General features: G+C 71.9%; 11 protein-coding genes. 3 read left to right on the top strand and 8 right to left on the bottom strand.

The annotated features are described in order from the left end of the window. Window positions 1-33: 33 nt before the first annotated feature. The 5 genes from ACYQ77_RS06870 to ACYQ77_RS06850 form a co-directional block, all read right to left on the bottom strand. Complete coding sequence (locus ACYQ77_RS06870; protein WP_459708562.1) at window positions 34-1,803, bottom strand: hypothetical protein; 1,770 nt, start codon at window positions 1,801-1,803, stop codon at window positions 34-36. A gap of 105 nt (window positions 1,804-1,908) precedes the next feature. Further along, window positions 1,909-2,418, bottom strand: a complete 510-nt coding sequence (locus ACYQ77_RS06865) for a DinB family protein (protein ID WP_459708561.1) — start codon at window positions 2,416-2,418, stop codon at window positions 1,909-1,911. Further along, window positions 2,415-3,623, bottom strand: coding sequence for a sensor histidine kinase (locus ACYQ77_RS06860; protein ID WP_459708559.1), 1,209 nt, complete (start codon window positions 3,621-3,623; stop codon window positions 2,415-2,417). Before ACYQ77_RS06860 ends, ACYQ77_RS06865 begins: the two co-directional genes overlap by 4 nt. Next, the gene (gene cseB, locus ACYQ77_RS06855) at window positions 3,620-4,291 is read right to left on the bottom strand and encodes a two-component system response regulator CseB (protein ID WP_459708556.1); all 672 of its coding nucleotides are present in this window, start codon (window positions 4,289-4,291) and stop codon (window positions 3,620-3,622) included. Before cseB ends, ACYQ77_RS06860 begins: the two co-directional genes overlap by 4 nt. A 58-nt stretch (window positions 4,292-4,349) precedes the next feature. Then, entirely contained in the window at window positions 4,350-4,940 is a 591-nt protein-coding gene (locus ACYQ77_RS06850; protein ID WP_459708554.1) for a hypothetical protein, read from the bottom strand. 135 nt (window positions 4,941-5,075) lie between these two features. Between ACYQ77_RS06850 and ACYQ77_RS06845 the strand changes: the two genes are divergently transcribed. The 3 genes from ACYQ77_RS06845 to ACYQ77_RS06835 all read left to right on the top strand — a co-directional run bounded on the left by ACYQ77_RS06845 (window position 5,076) and on the right by ACYQ77_RS06835 (window position 8,395). Beyond that, entirely contained in the window at window positions 5,076-6,269 is a 1,194-nt protein-coding gene (locus ACYQ77_RS06845; RefSeq protein ID WP_459708553.1) for an LCP family protein, read from the top strand. Between the two features lie 135 nt (window positions 6,270-6,404). Further along, complete coding sequence (locus ACYQ77_RS06840; RefSeq protein ID WP_459708551.1) at window positions 6,405-6,575, top strand: hypothetical protein; 171 nt, start codon at window positions 6,405-6,407, stop codon at window positions 6,573-6,575. Between the two features lie 95 nt (window positions 6,576-6,670). Next, window positions 6,671-8,395, top strand: coding sequence for an aKG-HExxH-type peptide beta-hydroxylase (locus tag ACYQ77_RS06835; RefSeq protein WP_459708550.1), 1,725 nt, complete (start codon window positions 6,671-6,673; stop codon window positions 8,393-8,395). Here the strand turns inward: ACYQ77_RS06835 and fxsT are convergent. Genes fxsT through ACYQ77_RS06820 form a run of 3 tightly spaced genes read right to left on the bottom strand, consistent with a single transcriptional unit; the run spans window position 8,358 to window position 15,201 of the window. After that, the gene (gene fxsT, locus ACYQ77_RS06830) at window positions 8,358-12,761 is read right to left on the bottom strand and encodes an FxSxx-COOH system tetratricopeptide repeat protein (protein WP_459708548.1); all 4,404 of its coding nucleotides are present in this window, start codon (window positions 12,759-12,761) and stop codon (window positions 8,358-8,360) included. The genes ACYQ77_RS06835 and fxsT overlap by 38 nt on opposite strands. After that, complete coding sequence (locus ACYQ77_RS06825) at window positions 12,761-13,807, bottom strand: AAA family ATPase (RefSeq protein WP_459708546.1); 1,047 nt, start codon at window positions 13,805-13,807, stop codon at window positions 12,761-12,763. The genes fxsT and ACYQ77_RS06825 overlap by 1 nt, the downstream gene beginning before the upstream one ends. Further along, a complete protein-coding gene (locus ACYQ77_RS06820) occupies window positions 13,804-15,201 on the bottom strand; it encodes a VMAP-C domain-containing protein (protein ID WP_459708544.1) in 1,398 nt (465 codons plus the stop codon). The genes ACYQ77_RS06825 and ACYQ77_RS06820 overlap by 4 nt, the downstream gene beginning before the upstream one ends. Window positions 15,202-15,216: the final 15 nt, after the last annotated feature.

Raw genomic sequence — 15,216 nt, 5'->3', positions numbered from 1 at the left:
GCGCCCGGTGGTGACCACCGGGCATGCCGCGACTCACGCCTGGCCGTGGCCGGGTCCCTCCGCCGGCCGTGCCGGGTCCGGCGGCACGACCCCACCGGACGGCGGCTCGTGCCCGGGCAGCGGCGCACCGGACCAGGCGGGGCCCGCCGCGGGTGGGGCCATCACCGGCACGCGGATCGGGCCGGTCGGGTCGTCGGGCCTGCCGACGGTCGCCGTCATGCGGTCCAGGTGCAGTGCCTGGACGGCGGCCAGGGCCACGAAGCCGAGGACGACCGCCACCAGCGGTGTCGTCGACGCCACGGAGAAGTCCTGCGCGGTCAGGTTCGCGTTCACCATGTACAGCCGCAAGGGCGCCGACGCGTCCTCCGGTGACTGCGTGGTGAGCAGGCTCCAGAACAGGTCCTGCGCGGTGAGGAACGCGACCACGACGACCATGACCAACGCGGCGGGCAGGGTCTGCAGCACGACCGTCCGGAAGAACGACCCCGCCGCGGGCGCGCCGGCCGCCGTCTGCTGCCGCCACCGCTCCGCCTGCCCCCGGCACAGCACGGCGAGCACCAGCAGCGACACGAGGCTGACGAGGATCGGCGGGAACACCGCCTCCTCGCCGAGCGATCCCTCGTCGCGCAGCGACGTGAAGAGCGCCACGCCCAGCGGGGCCGCCCCCACGAACAGCCACGGCGCGAACGGCATGAGCAGCCATTCGCTGTGCCTGCCCAGCGGGCGCAGGCCGCTGATCCCCAGCGCGGCGAGGTAGGCCACCCCCACCCCGACGACCGCCGACAGGACGGCGGGCTGCCAGGTGGGGCCGCCGGACGGACCGTCCGGCGCCGGGCCGCCCAGCGCGTCGAACCACGGCCGCGTGGTGAGCACGGCGACGACCACCACCGCGGCCAGCGCCAGCAGCGCGAGGACGATCGCGCCCCCGTTCACCGGGGTCCTCGGCCCCCGGGACCGCCACGGTGCCACGCTGACCCGCAACCGGGTCAGGATCACCACGAGGACCGCCGCCACCCCGAGCACGGCCAGCAGCGCCAGGAGCACGGTCGACGCGGCGGCGCCCACACCCAGGTTCCCGTGCTGGAACGCCTCCCGGAACACCAGGCCGGCCGGGGTCATGGTCTCGTCCTCCGGCCCGAACGCGGTCATCACGATCGGCAGCGTGAACTGCTGCAGCCCGACCGCGAGCAGGCCGAGCACGACCAGTCCCGCGAGGGTGAACAGCGTCGGCCACCGCCGGTGCCGCGCGCGGAAGGCGGGCAGGAACACCATCACCCCGATCGCGCACACGACGCCGAACGTCATCAGCGCCACGCTGGTCCGCACCGTGCCGCCCGCGAGGTCGGGGTCGGCCAGCAGCGCGGGTTCGTCCCGCAGCGCACGCAGCCACGCGATGCCGAGCGCCACCGGCGAGAACACCACCACCGCGAGCGACAGCACCACCCGCGTGGTCACCCGCGCCCAGCCGCCCGCCCAGTGCACGGCCGCCGCGAGCAGTGGCGCCACGACCACGGCGGCGAGGATCGGCAGCACCACGAGCGACACCGCGTACCCCAGCGCGGGCCAGAACCCGCCGTCCCCCAGCACGGTGCCGAAGTTGTCGAAACCGACGTCCTCGGCGTCCCGCTCACTCAGGAACGTCTCGTTCCGCGTGCTGGTCCCGACGGTCCCCACGGTCGGGACGACGAGCGTGATGATCGTGAGCACGGCGGCGGGCAGGAGCAGGAGCACGCCGACCGCCCTGGCGACCACACCCCCGTCCACCGACCGCGGTCGCTGCTGGGTGAGCACCTGTGGCTGCATCGCGGGCTTCCTCCGTTCCGAGTGGCGAACCGCTGACGCAGCGCCGGGACCCCTGGTTCCCCACACCCTGGCACGACCGGAACGTTCCGGCGATCGCAGCGGCGCTCAGGCGGGAGCGGTGACCGCGGGCCGCCGTGCCGCCCGGTACAGGTCGCGCATGAGCACGACCTCCGCGCCGTAGTGGATGATCTCGCGGTTCATGTGGAGGATCAGCGTGGTGAACGAGTCCTCGTCCGCGGGCTCGTGGACGCGGGCGCCGCGCCGCCAGTGCTCGTAGTGGGTCGCCAGGGCACGCAGGCCCTCCGCCGCGGTGCGCGGCCAGCGGACCGTCTCCACCGTCAGCGACCCGTCGCCGAACAGCGCGCTGGCCCTGATCCCCAGCGTCTGGATGCCCATGTGGGCGAGGCGCCAGGCGATCGTGGTGACCGGGGCCGGCGTGGGCGCCGGCCACTCCCAGTCCATCGACCACGTGCCGTCCGCGCGCTTGCGCACGGACCAGCAACCCGGGACGGGTTCCCAGAAGCACTCCTCGTCCGTGAGCCCGCGCAGGCGCGGCCACAGGGTGTGATCCCAGTAGAACTCCAGCTGTGCCAACAGCTCTTCACGATCACTCACGGCGCAGACGGTAGTACCACCGCGACCTCGGCTCCACCATCGGTCGCGTTCCGGAGCGTGAGTTCGGCCGACAGGACGCGTGCCTGTGCCAACGCGATGGTCAATCCGAGCCCGTGACCGTCGGAACGGTTGGGGTCGGCGGTGCGGAACCGGCTCGGTCCCTCGGCCAGGATCTCGGGCGGGAACCCGGGTCCGTGGTCCCGCACCCGGATCGTGGCGCCCTCGACGGTCACCGCCACGGGCGGCTCGCCGTGCCGCTCCGCGTTCTGCAGCAGGTTCACCAGCACGCGTTCGAGCCTGCGCGGATCGGTGCGGACCGTCTCCGCGTCCCTGACGACCGCCGACGGCACCCGCCGCGACACGAACTCGCCCAGCGGCACGTCCACCAGCTCCGCCCGTTCGGTGGCGGCGTCGAGCCGCGCCACCTCCAGGATGTCCTCCACCAGCGCCCGCAGCACGGTCACGCGGTCCCGCACCAGTTCGGCGGGCCGTGACGGGGGCAGCAGCTCGGCCGCCGTCACCAGGCCGGTGACCGGGGTGCGCAGCTCGTGCGCGATGTCGGCGGTCACCCGCTGCTCGGCCACCAGCCGCGCCCGCAGCGCCGCCGCCATCGCGTCCACCGCCTGCGCCAGCTCGGTCGCCTCGTCGCGCGGCCGGTCGCCGATCTCCGCGCCGACCGAGAGTGTCGCGTCGCCGTCCGCGACCCGGCGCGCGGCCACCGCGGCCCGGCGCAGCCGCCGCGACAACCGTCCACCGAGGACGATGCCGAGCACGCTCGCCAGCACCAGCACCGCCGCCGAGCCGAGGACCAGCACGTTGTCGAGCTGCCGGAGGGTGGCGTCGCGGTCGGCGTAGCTGCTGCGCAGCGAGAGCACCTTCCCGTCGGTCTCGGCCGCCGCCCAGATCCACGCGCCGTCGGGCGTGCGCTGCAGGTAGGTGGCGCGGCGGCCGCCGCGGACCGCGTCGAGCAACTCGGCTGGCACGTCGGCGGCGCCGATCCGGCTGCCGAGCGCGGCGCGCCCGGTCAGCCCGTAGTCCCGCACGACGAGCTGGATCCGCTCGTCCTGCACCCGCCGCGCGTCGGCGAGCTGCGCCCGGCTGAACTCCGACCGCACGAGCAGCGACAGCGCCACCGCGAGCACGACGCTGACGAGCGCGATCACGGCGGACAGCCGCCACCGCAGCGACTGCGGGAAGACCCTCACGAGCCGGTGTTCTTGAGCTTGTACCCGAAGCCCCGCACGGTCTCGATCATGTCCTGGCCGATCTTCGCGCGCAGCCGCTGCACGTGGACGTCCACGACCCGCGAGTCGCCGCCCCACTGGTAGTCCCACACCTGTTCCAGCAGCACGTCCCTGGTCAGCACGGTGCCCGGCGAGTCGACGAAGCACAGCAGCAGCCGCAGCTCGGTCGGCGTCAGCTCCACCGGCCTGCCTGCGAGGCGCACCTCGAGCGCGTCCCGGTCGACCTCGAGCGGACCGAACACGCTCCCGTTCTGCGACGGCACGGCCGCGCGGGTCATCCGCCGCACCACGGCGCGGATCCGGGCCACGAGCACGGTGCTGTCGAACGGTTTGGTGACGTAGTCGTCGGCGCCCGCCTCCAGCCCCAGCACCACGTCGACGGGGTCCGCGCGGGCCGACATCATGATCACCGGGGTCGGGCTCTCCTCGCGGATCTGGCGGCACAGCGACACCCCGTTCATGCCGGGCAGCATGATGTCGAGCAGCGCCACGTCCGGCCGCCGCGCGCGGAACGCGGCCAGCCCGGCGAGCCCGTCGGCGGCCACGTCGACGGTGAACCCGTTGCGCTCCAACGCGAGCTGCGTGGCCTCCCGGATCACGTCGTCGTCCTCCACCAACAGCACGATCATCGGGGCTCCCTCACAGGCTCGGTGCCGCGGTGGTGATGGTTCGCGCCGCGAGTTCCGCTCACCTGGGCACCTCGACGAGTCTCGAGCCGTTCCACCGGTAGAGCACCACCGACTGGTCGAACGGGCAGCACGGGTCGTCCGCCGCCGACCACGTGCCGCGGATCAGCACGAGGTCCTTGTCCTTGCCCGGCAGCACGTCGATGGACTGGCCCTCGACGCCGAGCAGGTGCGTCGGCGGTTCCGTCGCCAGGTCGTACACGAAGACCGCGTAGCCGGGGAACGGGACCACCACGACGCCCTCGGCGGCGGCCTTGGCGTACCGGTCGGAGTGGCAGTCGAACAGCAGCACGACCAGCTCCGCCGCACCGTCGCCGGTGAGGTCGACGTACCGGTCGTCGGCCGGGTACTGGCCGCCCTCGCACGGCACCAGGTTCGCCTTGATCTTGGGGCTGACCTGGGGGTCCGCCCGCAGGATCGCGACCGGGTCGGCGGAGACCGGGGTCCCGCTGGGCAGGGTCGGCGGGGACGGCGGCGGGCTGACCTGGCTCGCCCGGCCCGCCACCTCCACCCCGCCCCGGGTGGCGCAGCCCGCGACCAGCGCCAGGACGAGCCCGCACAGGGCCACCGCCCGTCGCACCGTTCCGCGCACGAGCACAGGAGACCACGACCGCGCCGGTCCGGCCACACGGGTCCCCCCGGCTGTTACGTCTCCGCGAAACGACCGCCGGACGGCTGTTACAGAACAGAGGCACCACGGCCGGAATCGGTCCATAACGTCGGGAACATGCTGGTGTGGGCGGGGAGGGCACTGGCGGCACTCGTGTCGGCCGCCGTCGTGGCGGCCGTCGGGTTCGGCTGGTGGACCTACCGGAGCGCCGACCAGGACGTGGTCCGCGACGACGTCATCGCCGCGGGCCCGCCCGCGGACCCGGTCGACCTGCCCTCGGCACGCGACCTCCCGCGCACCGAACAGACCATCCTGCTGGTGGGCCTCGACTCCCGCACCGACACGCACGGCGACCCGCTGCCCCAGGACGTCCTCGACGCGCTGTCCGCCGGTGCGGCGGAGGGCGAGCAGAACACCGACACGATGGTGCTGGTGCACATCCCGGCGGACCCGGAGAAGAAGGCGTTCGCGCTGTCACTCCCCCGCGATTCCTATGTGGACATCCCGGGCGGGTTCGGCACGCACAAGCTGAACTCCGCGTACGCGCGGGGGAAGAACGACGCCGCCGCCCGCCTGCGCGACGAGGGCGCCGACGACGCGACCGTCGAGCGCGAGTCCACCACCGAGGGCAGGAAGACCCTGATCGCGACGGTGTCCGCGCTGACCGGTCTCACCGTCGACCACTACGCGGAGATCGGCCTGTACGGGTTCAGCGAGCTGACGAAGGCCGTCGGCGGCGTGCCCGTGTGCCTGAACGAGGCAGTGCACGACTCCTACTCCGGCGCAGACTTCCGGGCGGGCAGGCAGACGCTGACGGGCGTGAACGCGCTGAAGTTCGTGCGCCAGCGCCACGGCCTCCCGAACGGCGACCTGGACCGGGTGCGCCGCCAGCAGGCGTTCCTCGCGGGCATGGCGCACCAGGTGTTCAGCTCGGGCACGCTGACCTCGCCCGCCAGGATCAGCGCGCTGGTCGAGGCGCTCACGACGTCCGTCGTGCTCGACGCCGGCTGGGACCTCATGTCGTTCGCGACGCAGCTGGCCACGCTGACCGGCGACGACATCGAGTTCTCCACCATCCCCACCGGCAGCATCGACCTGCGGACCCCGTCGGACGGCAGCGCGGTCGAGGTCGACCCGGCGCAGGTGCGTGCGTACGTGCAGCACCTGCTGACCGGTCCCCCGCCGAGCACCACGACCGGATCCGGCGCAGGGAAGCCAATCGTGAACGCTGGGAAGGTGACCGTGCGCAAGGTCGCCCAGGAGTCCGGTGAACGACCGATAACCGCAGGTGGGATCGCCTGCGTGAACTGAAACACCCGGCGCCGGGCACAGGACAAAAGCTGGACAACCGGGTCGCCGGGCCGTTCCAGGACCGGGAATCCTGGCGGGAAAGCGGTTGTCAACGGCTACAATTGGCGTAGACCTGCGACAGTTCGGGGAGGCGGCATGGCAAACCTGACGGATGCTGATCTGGACTCGCAATTGGTCGACCTGACCTCGGTCCCACTCGCCGAGCTGCGTGTCATGAGAACATCCGAGCTGGTCACGGCCCTGGAGGACCTGTACGAAGCCGCCGCGTGGAACACCGGCAACGAGCTTCAGGGACAGGAACAGTAACGACAGCTGATCTGGTTGGGGACACGCTGTTCACTCACCAACTGACCCGGGCAACGTTCGACGAGGTGTGTTCCGGTCCGATCACGGACGACACCATGCGGCTGCTCGAGGCAGCACAGCACAGCCACCGACGGCTGGCATTGCGCGCACTGCTCGACCAGCTCCAGGCGAACCCCGCGGCCGTGGGCGGGAACGTCGCCCCGGAGGCGGCCTGGGCGGTGCTCGCCGAAGCCGATTCCCGTGACCCCGCCGCGATGGCGGACATCCTCATGCACCCCGCGGTCGGCGTGTGGCTGACCAGGGCGCTATACCACACCCGTCCCGGCAACGACCGGCCGTGGCCGGAACTCGGCTACCTGCACGCGATCGCCGCGGCGGCGGCGGTGCGCACCGGTCTGGCACGCACGCTGCGGGTGCCGGTCTGGCACGGGATCGTCTCGCTGCCGACCGTCGGGCACGCCAGGATCCCCGGCTCGTTCCCCGTCGGCGCGGTCGACGTGGCCGGCGCGGGCATCGACGCCCGCATCGTGGTCGGCCCTTCGGTGTCGATCCCGCTCGACGGCTCGGACGAGGCGTTCACCCCGGCACGGCGGCACGTCAGCACCAGCCACGGCCTCACGCTCAGCGCGTGGCTCGACCACCACGACCCCTACCACGGGTTCGGCACCCCGCGCCCGCCCGCGGAACTGACGGACGTCGACCTGGCCGAGTGGCGCAAGCTCGTCGACGAGGCGTGGCACATCCTGACCCGCGACCACCGGCCGTACGCGCGGGAGCTCGCGACCGGGCTGCGTGTGCTGGTGCCGATAGAGCCGGGCAGCGACACGGTCGGCGCGTCGTCACCCGCCGCGTTCGGCGGGGTCCAGCTGTCCGCCAGCGAGTCCGCCGCCGAGTTCGCCGAAGCGCTGGTGCACGAACTGCAGCACTCGAAGCTGAACGCGGTCCTGGGACTGGCGAAGCTCACCGACGGCGACCTCACCCGGCGCTACCTCGCGCCGTGGCGGGACGACCCCCGCCCGCTCACCGGTGTCCTCCACGGCGTCTACGCGTTCACCTGCGGGGTCGAGTTCTGGCTCACCGAGACGGCCGCGACGGGCGAGGACGGGAGAGCCGCCTTCAGCATCGCGCACCGGCGCACCCAGGTCCGGCACACCCTCGAGACGCTGGCGGCGGACCCGCACCTGACGAACGCGGGCCGCACACTGGTCGAGATCGTCTCGGCCCGGCTCACGGAGTGCGAGGCGGCCCCCGTGCCACCTCTACTGTCCACAGTGGTCACCGCGATGGTCGACGACCACCGGGCGCTGTGGCGGCTGCGGCACGCGCACCCCGACCCGGCCACGGTCGACGCGGTGGCCGCCGCGTGGTGCGCCGACCGCCCGCCACCGCCGTGGCAGGACCGCACGCGGATCATCCCCGACGACAGCACGCGGCTGCCCGCGAACCGGCGGAACCTGTTGCGCGCCAAGGCGATCGACCCCGGCATGTTCACGTCGCTGACCCGCGGCAGGAACACCCTGCCCGGCACGACGCCGTACGCGGACGCCGCGTTCTGCACCGGCGACGCCGACAGCGCGGCGCAGGCCTACCACCGGCACCTGACGACCGACCCGGACGACGTCCAGGCGTGGGTCGGACTCGGCCTGTCCCTCGACGCGCAGGGCAGGGACGCCGCGCCACTGCTGCGGCACCCGGAACTGACCCTGGCCGTGCACCGCCGGGTCAGGGCACTCACCGGGCGAGGCCCTGACCCGCTGGCACTGGTCGCGTGGCTCGCGCCGGTTACAGCTGCATCGTGTCGGTGTCGACGTTCGCCCTGACGTTCTGGCTCGCCGCCACCGTCGCCGGGTGCTCCTCGCCCAGCACGGTGCGGAAGCTCGCGGCCGTCCTGGTGTGCAGGATGGCGGCCTCCTCGGACTGACCGAGCAGGTTGAGGTCGATCGACAGGTTGTGCGCCACGGCGAGCGTGCTCGGGTGCTCGGCACCCAGCCTCGCCGTGCTGCGGGCCAGCGTGTCCTCGTCGATGACCCGGGCCTTCTCCACCTCACCCAGCTCCGCGAGGTCGCTCGCCAGGTTCGTCCGCGCCACCATGACGTACGGGTGGTCCTCGTTGAGCCGCTCGAGCAGCCCGGCGACGGCGCGCTCGTTGAGGTTGCGCGCCTCGTCGAGGTCGCCGAGGAGCCTGCGCGTGACGGCCAGGTTGGTCAGGGCGATCATCACGTACGGGTGCTCGGGGTAGTAGACCTTCTCGAAGTCCCGGACGCCGCGAAGCCCGAACTCGAGGGACTTGCCGAGGTCGCCCGCGTGCCGCAGTTCGGTGGTCATGTCCATCATCGCGGTCACGGTGTCGAGGTGGCCCTCGCCGTGCCGGAGGCGGTAGCGGTTGTAGACGTCCTCGGTGAGCACCATGGCCTGCTCGTGCCGCCCGGCCTTGCGGCGGGCGACCGCGAGGCACCGGTCGCCACCGATGGTCATCGGGTGGTCGCGCCCGAGGATCTCGGTGGCGATCGCGCTGGTCTCCTCCTGCATGTCGCAGGCCTCGACGTAGGCGCCGCACTCGCGGATGTCCATCGCGAGCCCGCTGCGGGTGTTGAGCGTGGCGGCGTGGTTGGCGCCGAGCACCGTGGTGCGGCGGCGCAACGTCTGCTGGTCGAGGTCGCGAGCCGCGAAGAACTCACCGGCGAGCCGCAGCGTGGCCGCGTAGTTGTTGGCGTAGATCAGGGTGGAGGGGTCGTCCTCGCCGAGCACCCTGCGCGCGCTGTCCAGTGTGGTCTTGGCGGTGTCGCGCTTGTCGTAGAGCTGGCCCTCGACCTCGTGGACGAACGCGTTGGCGTTGCCCATGGCGATCGTGGCCTCGTCGTCGTCGCCGAGGTGCTCCCGCATCAACGCGTAGACGTCGGCGCTGAGATCGCTGGCCTCCTTGTTCCGGCCGACGCGGCGCAGCGCGTTGGCCATGTGGCGGCCCATGGCGAGGGTGTCGACGTGGGTGGGGCCGAGGGTGGTCGTCCACGACCCGCGCGCGTCCTCCGCGAGGGTGAGCGCGCCCTGGTAGTCACCGACGGCGAGGAGGTACTGGACGAGGTTCGTGACCATCGTCCGGACCCAGCTGTCCTCGCAGTCCACGGCCCTGGAGTTGGTCGCGTGCGGCAGCAGGTCCGCGTACACGGGCCAGTTGACGGCGTTGGCCGGATCCCCGGGGTCCCCGTTCACGAGCATGAGGTGGACCGCGTGGCGGGTGTCCTCCCACTTGGATTTGTCGAGCTGATCACGCAAGACTGCTTGCACCAATCGGTGTAGTTGGATCGTGTTGCGTGCGTGGTCGATCTTCGCGAGGCTGTAGCGGTGGATCTCGCGGATCGCCGAGTTGAGCTTGATCGGGTCCGCGAGCGCCTCCGCCAACGACGGTGGCACCGGAGCGCCACGCACGCCGGTGAACAGGCTGCGCGCGATCGGTTCCGGGCTGAAGAACGCGCACACCTGTAGGAGCTCCAACGCGGCTCGCCGGTCGGTTCGCAACCGGTTGAGAGGCACGTTCCAGGCCGCCGCCACCGACAACTCGTATTCGCCGGTCGCGCCAGCCTTCAGCAGCTCAGCACTGTTCTTCTCGAGTAGGTCGACGTACTCGGCGACTGGCATACCGGTCTGCGCACGCCACGCCGCCGCCTGTTCGACCGCAAGCGGAAGGTCACCGAGCGACTCAGCGAGACGGTCGGCGTCTTCGTCGGAGATAGTGCCACCGCCCCTGCGCCGCAGCAACTCAATGCTCTCCGATCGAGTGAACAAATCCACCTCGACGGTGCGGGCCACGCCGGCCCACTCGGCATTGCGCGAGGTCACCACGACGTGCCCGGAACCGGCGGGCAGGAACGGGCGCACCACGTCCGGGTGCTCCGCGTTGTCGAAGACGAGAATCCACTTCCGGTCCGGAATACCGCTGCGCAGCATTTCCAGCACCGCGGGAACGGCGGTCTCGGCACTACCCGCCTTGATACCGAGCCGTTTCGCCAGCTCGACGAAACTCGACCGGATCTGGGTCGTGTGCTCGGCCGGGATCCACCACACGATGTCGTATTCCGCGACGTGCCGGTAAATGTATTCGACGACGCTTTGCGATTTGCCGACACCGCCCATGCCGTGCAGCGCCTCCGGCAGCACCGCGGTCGCGCTCTCCCCGGGTTCGGCGAGCCGCTTGCGCAGTTGTTCCAGCAGCGGCTCGCGGCCGACGAAATCGGGATTCCGCAGCGGCACCGCGCCCCAGATCTGCGGTTGACGCACCATTGTGCGACCTTCCGGCTGACTCGATCCCGGGGCAGACATCGTGTTGTCTCCTTCGAAAGCGGCGGGCGTCGCGGTGTCGGACTCGTGGTGCTTGGACTGATCCGGCCGGGGCAGCATACTGTCCTGGCCGTCCCCGTCGCCGGGCGGCGGTGGTTCGACCCTGCGTTTGCGGCGCAGCCGCGCGGCGCGCAGCGCATATCGCCCGGACAACGCGCGGAACACCGCCTCCTGCACCCGCAGATAGGGGCGGTTCTCCTCGGTCACCTCGGGGTCGGGCGTGCGCTCCGGGTCGTCGAGCGCCTCCCGGAAATTGCGCAGCACCGGATTTCGCGCGCCCAGGTAACCGGCGATCAGCCGCGCCACCCGAATTGTGTCACCGCGCCGGCCCGCCGCCAGCAGTTCCGCGCGCACGCCTTTGTGGAACTCGTAGCCGACCCCGTCCGCCTGCGCCGCGGGGTCCGGTTTCATCGACGTTTTCCGCAACAACCCGCCGAGCACCACCTCGGCAATGGCGGAAATGTCCGCGCTGGGCAGCATCACCCGTTGCACGAGCTTGATGGTCGGCATCGACAACGGCACCGCGGCGAGCAATGTCGCGAGCTGGAACGCCGACGCGGACGCGAACGTGCGGAAACGCAACACGCGTTCCCTCGGCGCCAGTTCGGCGGGCGGCTCGGCGGGCACGACGAGGGGATCGGCGACCGGCGCGCCGGGTTCGACGAACACGCTCGTGCTGTCCACCCACCCCGCGCCCGGGGTGCCGAGCAATGTCGCCCAGTTGGCCCAGAACGCGGGCTCGAGGCTCAGCACCGGGATCGGCACCGCCCCGTCCGCCGCGAACGGGGCGCCCGCCTCGCTCCGCACCCGCAGCCGCGCGTTGGGCGCGCCGGGACTGCCGGCACGCAGCCGCACCCGGCGCGGCGTCAGCCCGCTCCAGTGCCACAGGCGTTCCGGCAGCAGGTTGACGATCGCGGTCGGCGTGTGCCGCGCCCACGAGGCCACCACGCGGGTGACGGCGTCGGAACGCCACCCCGCGCCGATACCGTCGGTGAGCACGACGAAAACGGTTCGCCCGGTCGGGTCGATCTGGTCCCGCCAGTCCCGCACCACGCCGTCCGGGCCGGGCGTGCGCAGCAGCACGTCCTCCTCGTCGGACACCGAGCCGTCGACCAGCAGCGTGCGCACGTCGCGGAACGCGCCCTGGCGGCGGAACAGGTCGCACAGCTCGTCGACCTGTTGCTGCCACACGTCCGCCGCGCCCGCCGTGTCGATCACGACGACCAGGTCGAACCGGCGCGCCCGCGCGGGGCGGAACGCGGGGACCCACATCCGGTCCTGCACCGCCCGCTCCGCCGTCGCTTCCTCGTCCAGCTCCTGCTGCCACGGCGAGTTCACCCGCCTGCCCAGCGGCCGCAGCGCCTTGGCGATCTGCCGCCGGTTCTCCAGCGCGGGGGCGGCGGGCCACGTCAGCGGCGCCGTCTCGGCGGCGGCGTTGCGGTCGAACACGGCCGCGCGGACCGGGTGCGGCCTGCCGACCTGCCAGTCCTGGTGCGCGGGCTCGCGCCCGTCCTCGGGCGCTTCCTGCTGCCTGCGCGCCTCCGGCGCCCCGGGCCGCTCCGGCTGGTCCGGCGCGGTGGCCTGGCCGTCGGTGCGCGGCGGCGGCCCGGCCGGGACCTCCGGCGGCCCGGGCTCCCCGTCCGGGGCGGGCGGTTCGCGGTGGTCCCCGTCGGGCGGGGCGGGCCGCAGCGTGCGCGCGAGCCACAGCGCGTCGCGGACCTCGTGCCACTCCAGATCGCCGGTGGTCAGGCGGGGCACCTCGGGGGCGTCCCCATCCTCGAAGTGCGGGAACACCCCCGAGGCGAGCCCGGGAGCGCCGTCCGGCGAATCGTCCAGTGGCAGACCGCTCATCAGGTCTCCGTGACGGACGAGGACAGCGGGTGCCAGATCGCGGTGAGCAGCTCCTGCCAGTCGTGGTCGGGCTGGTACGCCCCGGAGGTCGCGAGCTCCACCGCGAGGTGCACGGCGTTGAGCAGCTGGTCGGAGGCGAGCCCGCCGGTCGCCTCGCTCCGCGCGGTGAAGTCGGCGATCAGGCGGGCGACGTCGACCCGGTCGATCCCGTCGACCGCACCGAACTGCGCGGCCACCATCGCGCCGAGCTGTTGCGGCGTGGGCGGTTCGACGTGCAGTTTCAGGCAGCGGCGCAGGAACGGCGCGGGGAACTCCCGTTCCCCGTTGCTGGTGATGATGACGATGGGGAACGCGCGGGTCCGCACCCGGCCGCGCCGCACCACCGCGGTGCCGTCCGGGTCGCCGGTCAGCACCGTGACCTCGGGGTGCCTGCTCGCGAGCCGCGTCAGCTCGGGGATCTCGTACTCGCCGTCCTCGAAGACGTTCAGCAGGTCGTTCGGCAGGTCGATGTCGCTCTTGTCGAGCTCGTCGATCAGGAGCACGCGTGGCCGCTCGTACGGCAGGAGCGCGGTGCCGAGCGGGCCGAGGTGCACGAACTCGCCGATGTCGGGTTCTTCCCCGCGCCGCGCGTTGATCTCCTGCACGCGGCCGATGGCGTCGTAGAGGTAGAGGCCGTCCTTGAGCGCGGTGCGAGACGTGATGGACCACCGCAGCACCGGCCCGAGCCCCAGCTCGCGGGAGATCAGGTAGGCGAGGCTGGACTTCCCGGTGCCGGGCCTGCCCGTCACCAGCAGCGGCCTGCGCAGGTAGATCGCCGCGTTGACCATCGCGATCTCGTGCGGGTGCGGCACCCGGCCGACGCCGGGCACGCCGCCGATCCGCCGGTCGGTCTCCCCGCCGTCGTCCTCGGGCGCCGCGCACACGGGTTCGCCCGCGAACCGCCGCCACGGTGGCGGTGCGGGCAGTTCGTCGACGAAGCCGGGGGCGCCGGTGCCCCGGTACACGTGCCAGTCCACCGGCAACGGCTCGTTCGGCACAGCGCTCATGCCACGCTCACCTCACCGGGTGGCACGACGAGGCGTTCCGGGTCGTCCCACATCACCGCCAGGTGGTGGCCGATGTGACCGGGGTGCGACTCGTACGCGGTGGTCCGCAGGTGTTTGATCCGCTGCAGGACCGAGGCCGACTCGTCGTTGTGGAGCAGGTGCCGGACGGTTGCCAAGAATTCCTCCGAAACGCCGTCCTCGCGGTCCCACATGACGACCGGCACGCCGGCACGCAGACCGACCGAGATCTCGGCGCTGCCCATCGGTGGTTCGCGGAGGACGAGTGCGACCAGGTTGGGGTTGTTCTCGAAATCGACGATGAGCTTGCGGATCGCGTCGCCCTCCGCGACCCACCGCACCGATTCCCGTTCGACGGCACCGGAGTCGGCGATCTGGCCGGTGAGCACCGACCAGCGCACGTGCCACGGGCGGTGCCATTGCCCTTTCTGCATGCGTTCCAGGGAACGGATCGCGAACACGTACCGGCAGCCGATGGGCAGCTCCGGCAACGCGCTCTCCACCTCCCACGACCACTGCTCGATGTCGAGGTTCAGCAACTCGTCGGACAGGACCGCCTCGATGTGGATCGCGGGCTGGAACCTCGCCCACTTCGTCTCCACGTCCTCGATCAGTTCGGCGACGCGGCGTTTGATCTCGTCGAGCGTACCGGTGACGTCCTCGCCGCGTTCCGGGTGCCACCCGTCGGACAGGTCGAGCTGTGACCAGTGGGAGAGCTGGTAGGTGTCGTGCGCGAGCCCCGTGCGGCGCAACAACAGCACGACGTAGGCGGGTGCTCCGGGCGGCGGACCCGGTGACGGCGCGGCGAACGCGCGGCGCAGCGCCTGCAGCTGGGTGACCACGCCGAGCCGGTTCGCCTGCCGGTCGGCCCACCTGCGCAGCTCGTTCGCGAGTTCGGGCCTGCGGCCCTTGGCGAGGTGTTCGACGAACACGACCGGTTTCGGCAGCCCGTCCGGTTCCGCGTTCAGGCTCTCCAACGTCGCGAACACGTCGCGATAGGTGGTTTCCGCAGGGAGTTCGGGCGCACCCAGACCGGCGACCTGCCCGTACAGGTCCACCAGATCCTTGAAGATCATCCCTGACAGCAAGGCGAAGAGCCTTTCTCGTTCCTCCTCCGGCCACAGCTCCGAGGCGTCGCGCTCAGCGATTATGCGCGCAACCTCTCGCATGTGAATGGTGCCTTCGTCAAGTTCACCGAGAATGTCCAACAGCGCGGCCAGACCGTCCGATCGGCGGGCGCAGACCTCGACGATGCTCAGCACGTGCGGGCCGATTCGCGGGCTCTCGTCGATCTGCAACGGGCCGAGCCGGTCGATCAGGAGGCGGACGACGAAGTTGCGGTCCTGCTGCGAGGTCAGGCATGGCAGCGACTGCATCGCCTTCACCAGCGG

The sequence above is a fragment of the Actinophytocola sp. KF-1 genome (assembly GCF_054661535.1).
Note: the sequence above shows the minus strand (reverse complement) of the source record. Positions and strands in the feature narration are given on the sequence as shown.

Bases quoted from the DNA above. Each gene is read 5' to 3' on its own strand.
- ACYQ77_RS06870 (WP_459708562.1), bottom strand. From the start codon at position 1,803: ATGCAGCCACAGGTGCTCACCCAGCAGCGACCGCGGTCGGTGGACGGG.
- cseB (WP_459708556.1), bottom strand. From the start codon at position 4,291: ATGATCGTGCTGTTGGTGGAGGACGACGACGTGATCCGGGAGGCCACG.
- ACYQ77_RS06845 (WP_459708553.1), top strand. From the start codon at position 5,076: ATGCTGGTGTGGGCGGGGAGGGCACTGGCGGCACTCGTGTCGGCCGCC.
- ACYQ77_RS06840 (WP_459708551.1), top strand. From the start codon at position 6,405: ATGGCAAACCTGACGGATGCTGATCTGGACTCGCAATTGGTCGACCTG.
- ACYQ77_RS06835 (WP_459708550.1), top strand. From the start codon at position 6,671: ATGCGGCTGCTCGAGGCAGCACAGCACAGCCACCGACGGCTGGCATTG.
- fxsT (WP_459708548.1), bottom strand. From the start codon at position 12,761: ATGAGCGGTCTGCCACTGGACGATTCGCCGGACGGCGCTCCCGGGCTC.
- ACYQ77_RS06825 (WP_459708546.1), bottom strand. From the start codon at position 13,807: ATGAGCGCTGTGCCGAACGAGCCGTTGCCGGTGGACTGGCACGTGTAC.
- ACYQ77_RS06820 (WP_459708544.1), bottom strand. From the start codon at position 15,201: ATGCAGTCGCTGCCATGCCTGACCTCGCAGCAGGACCGCAACTTCGTC.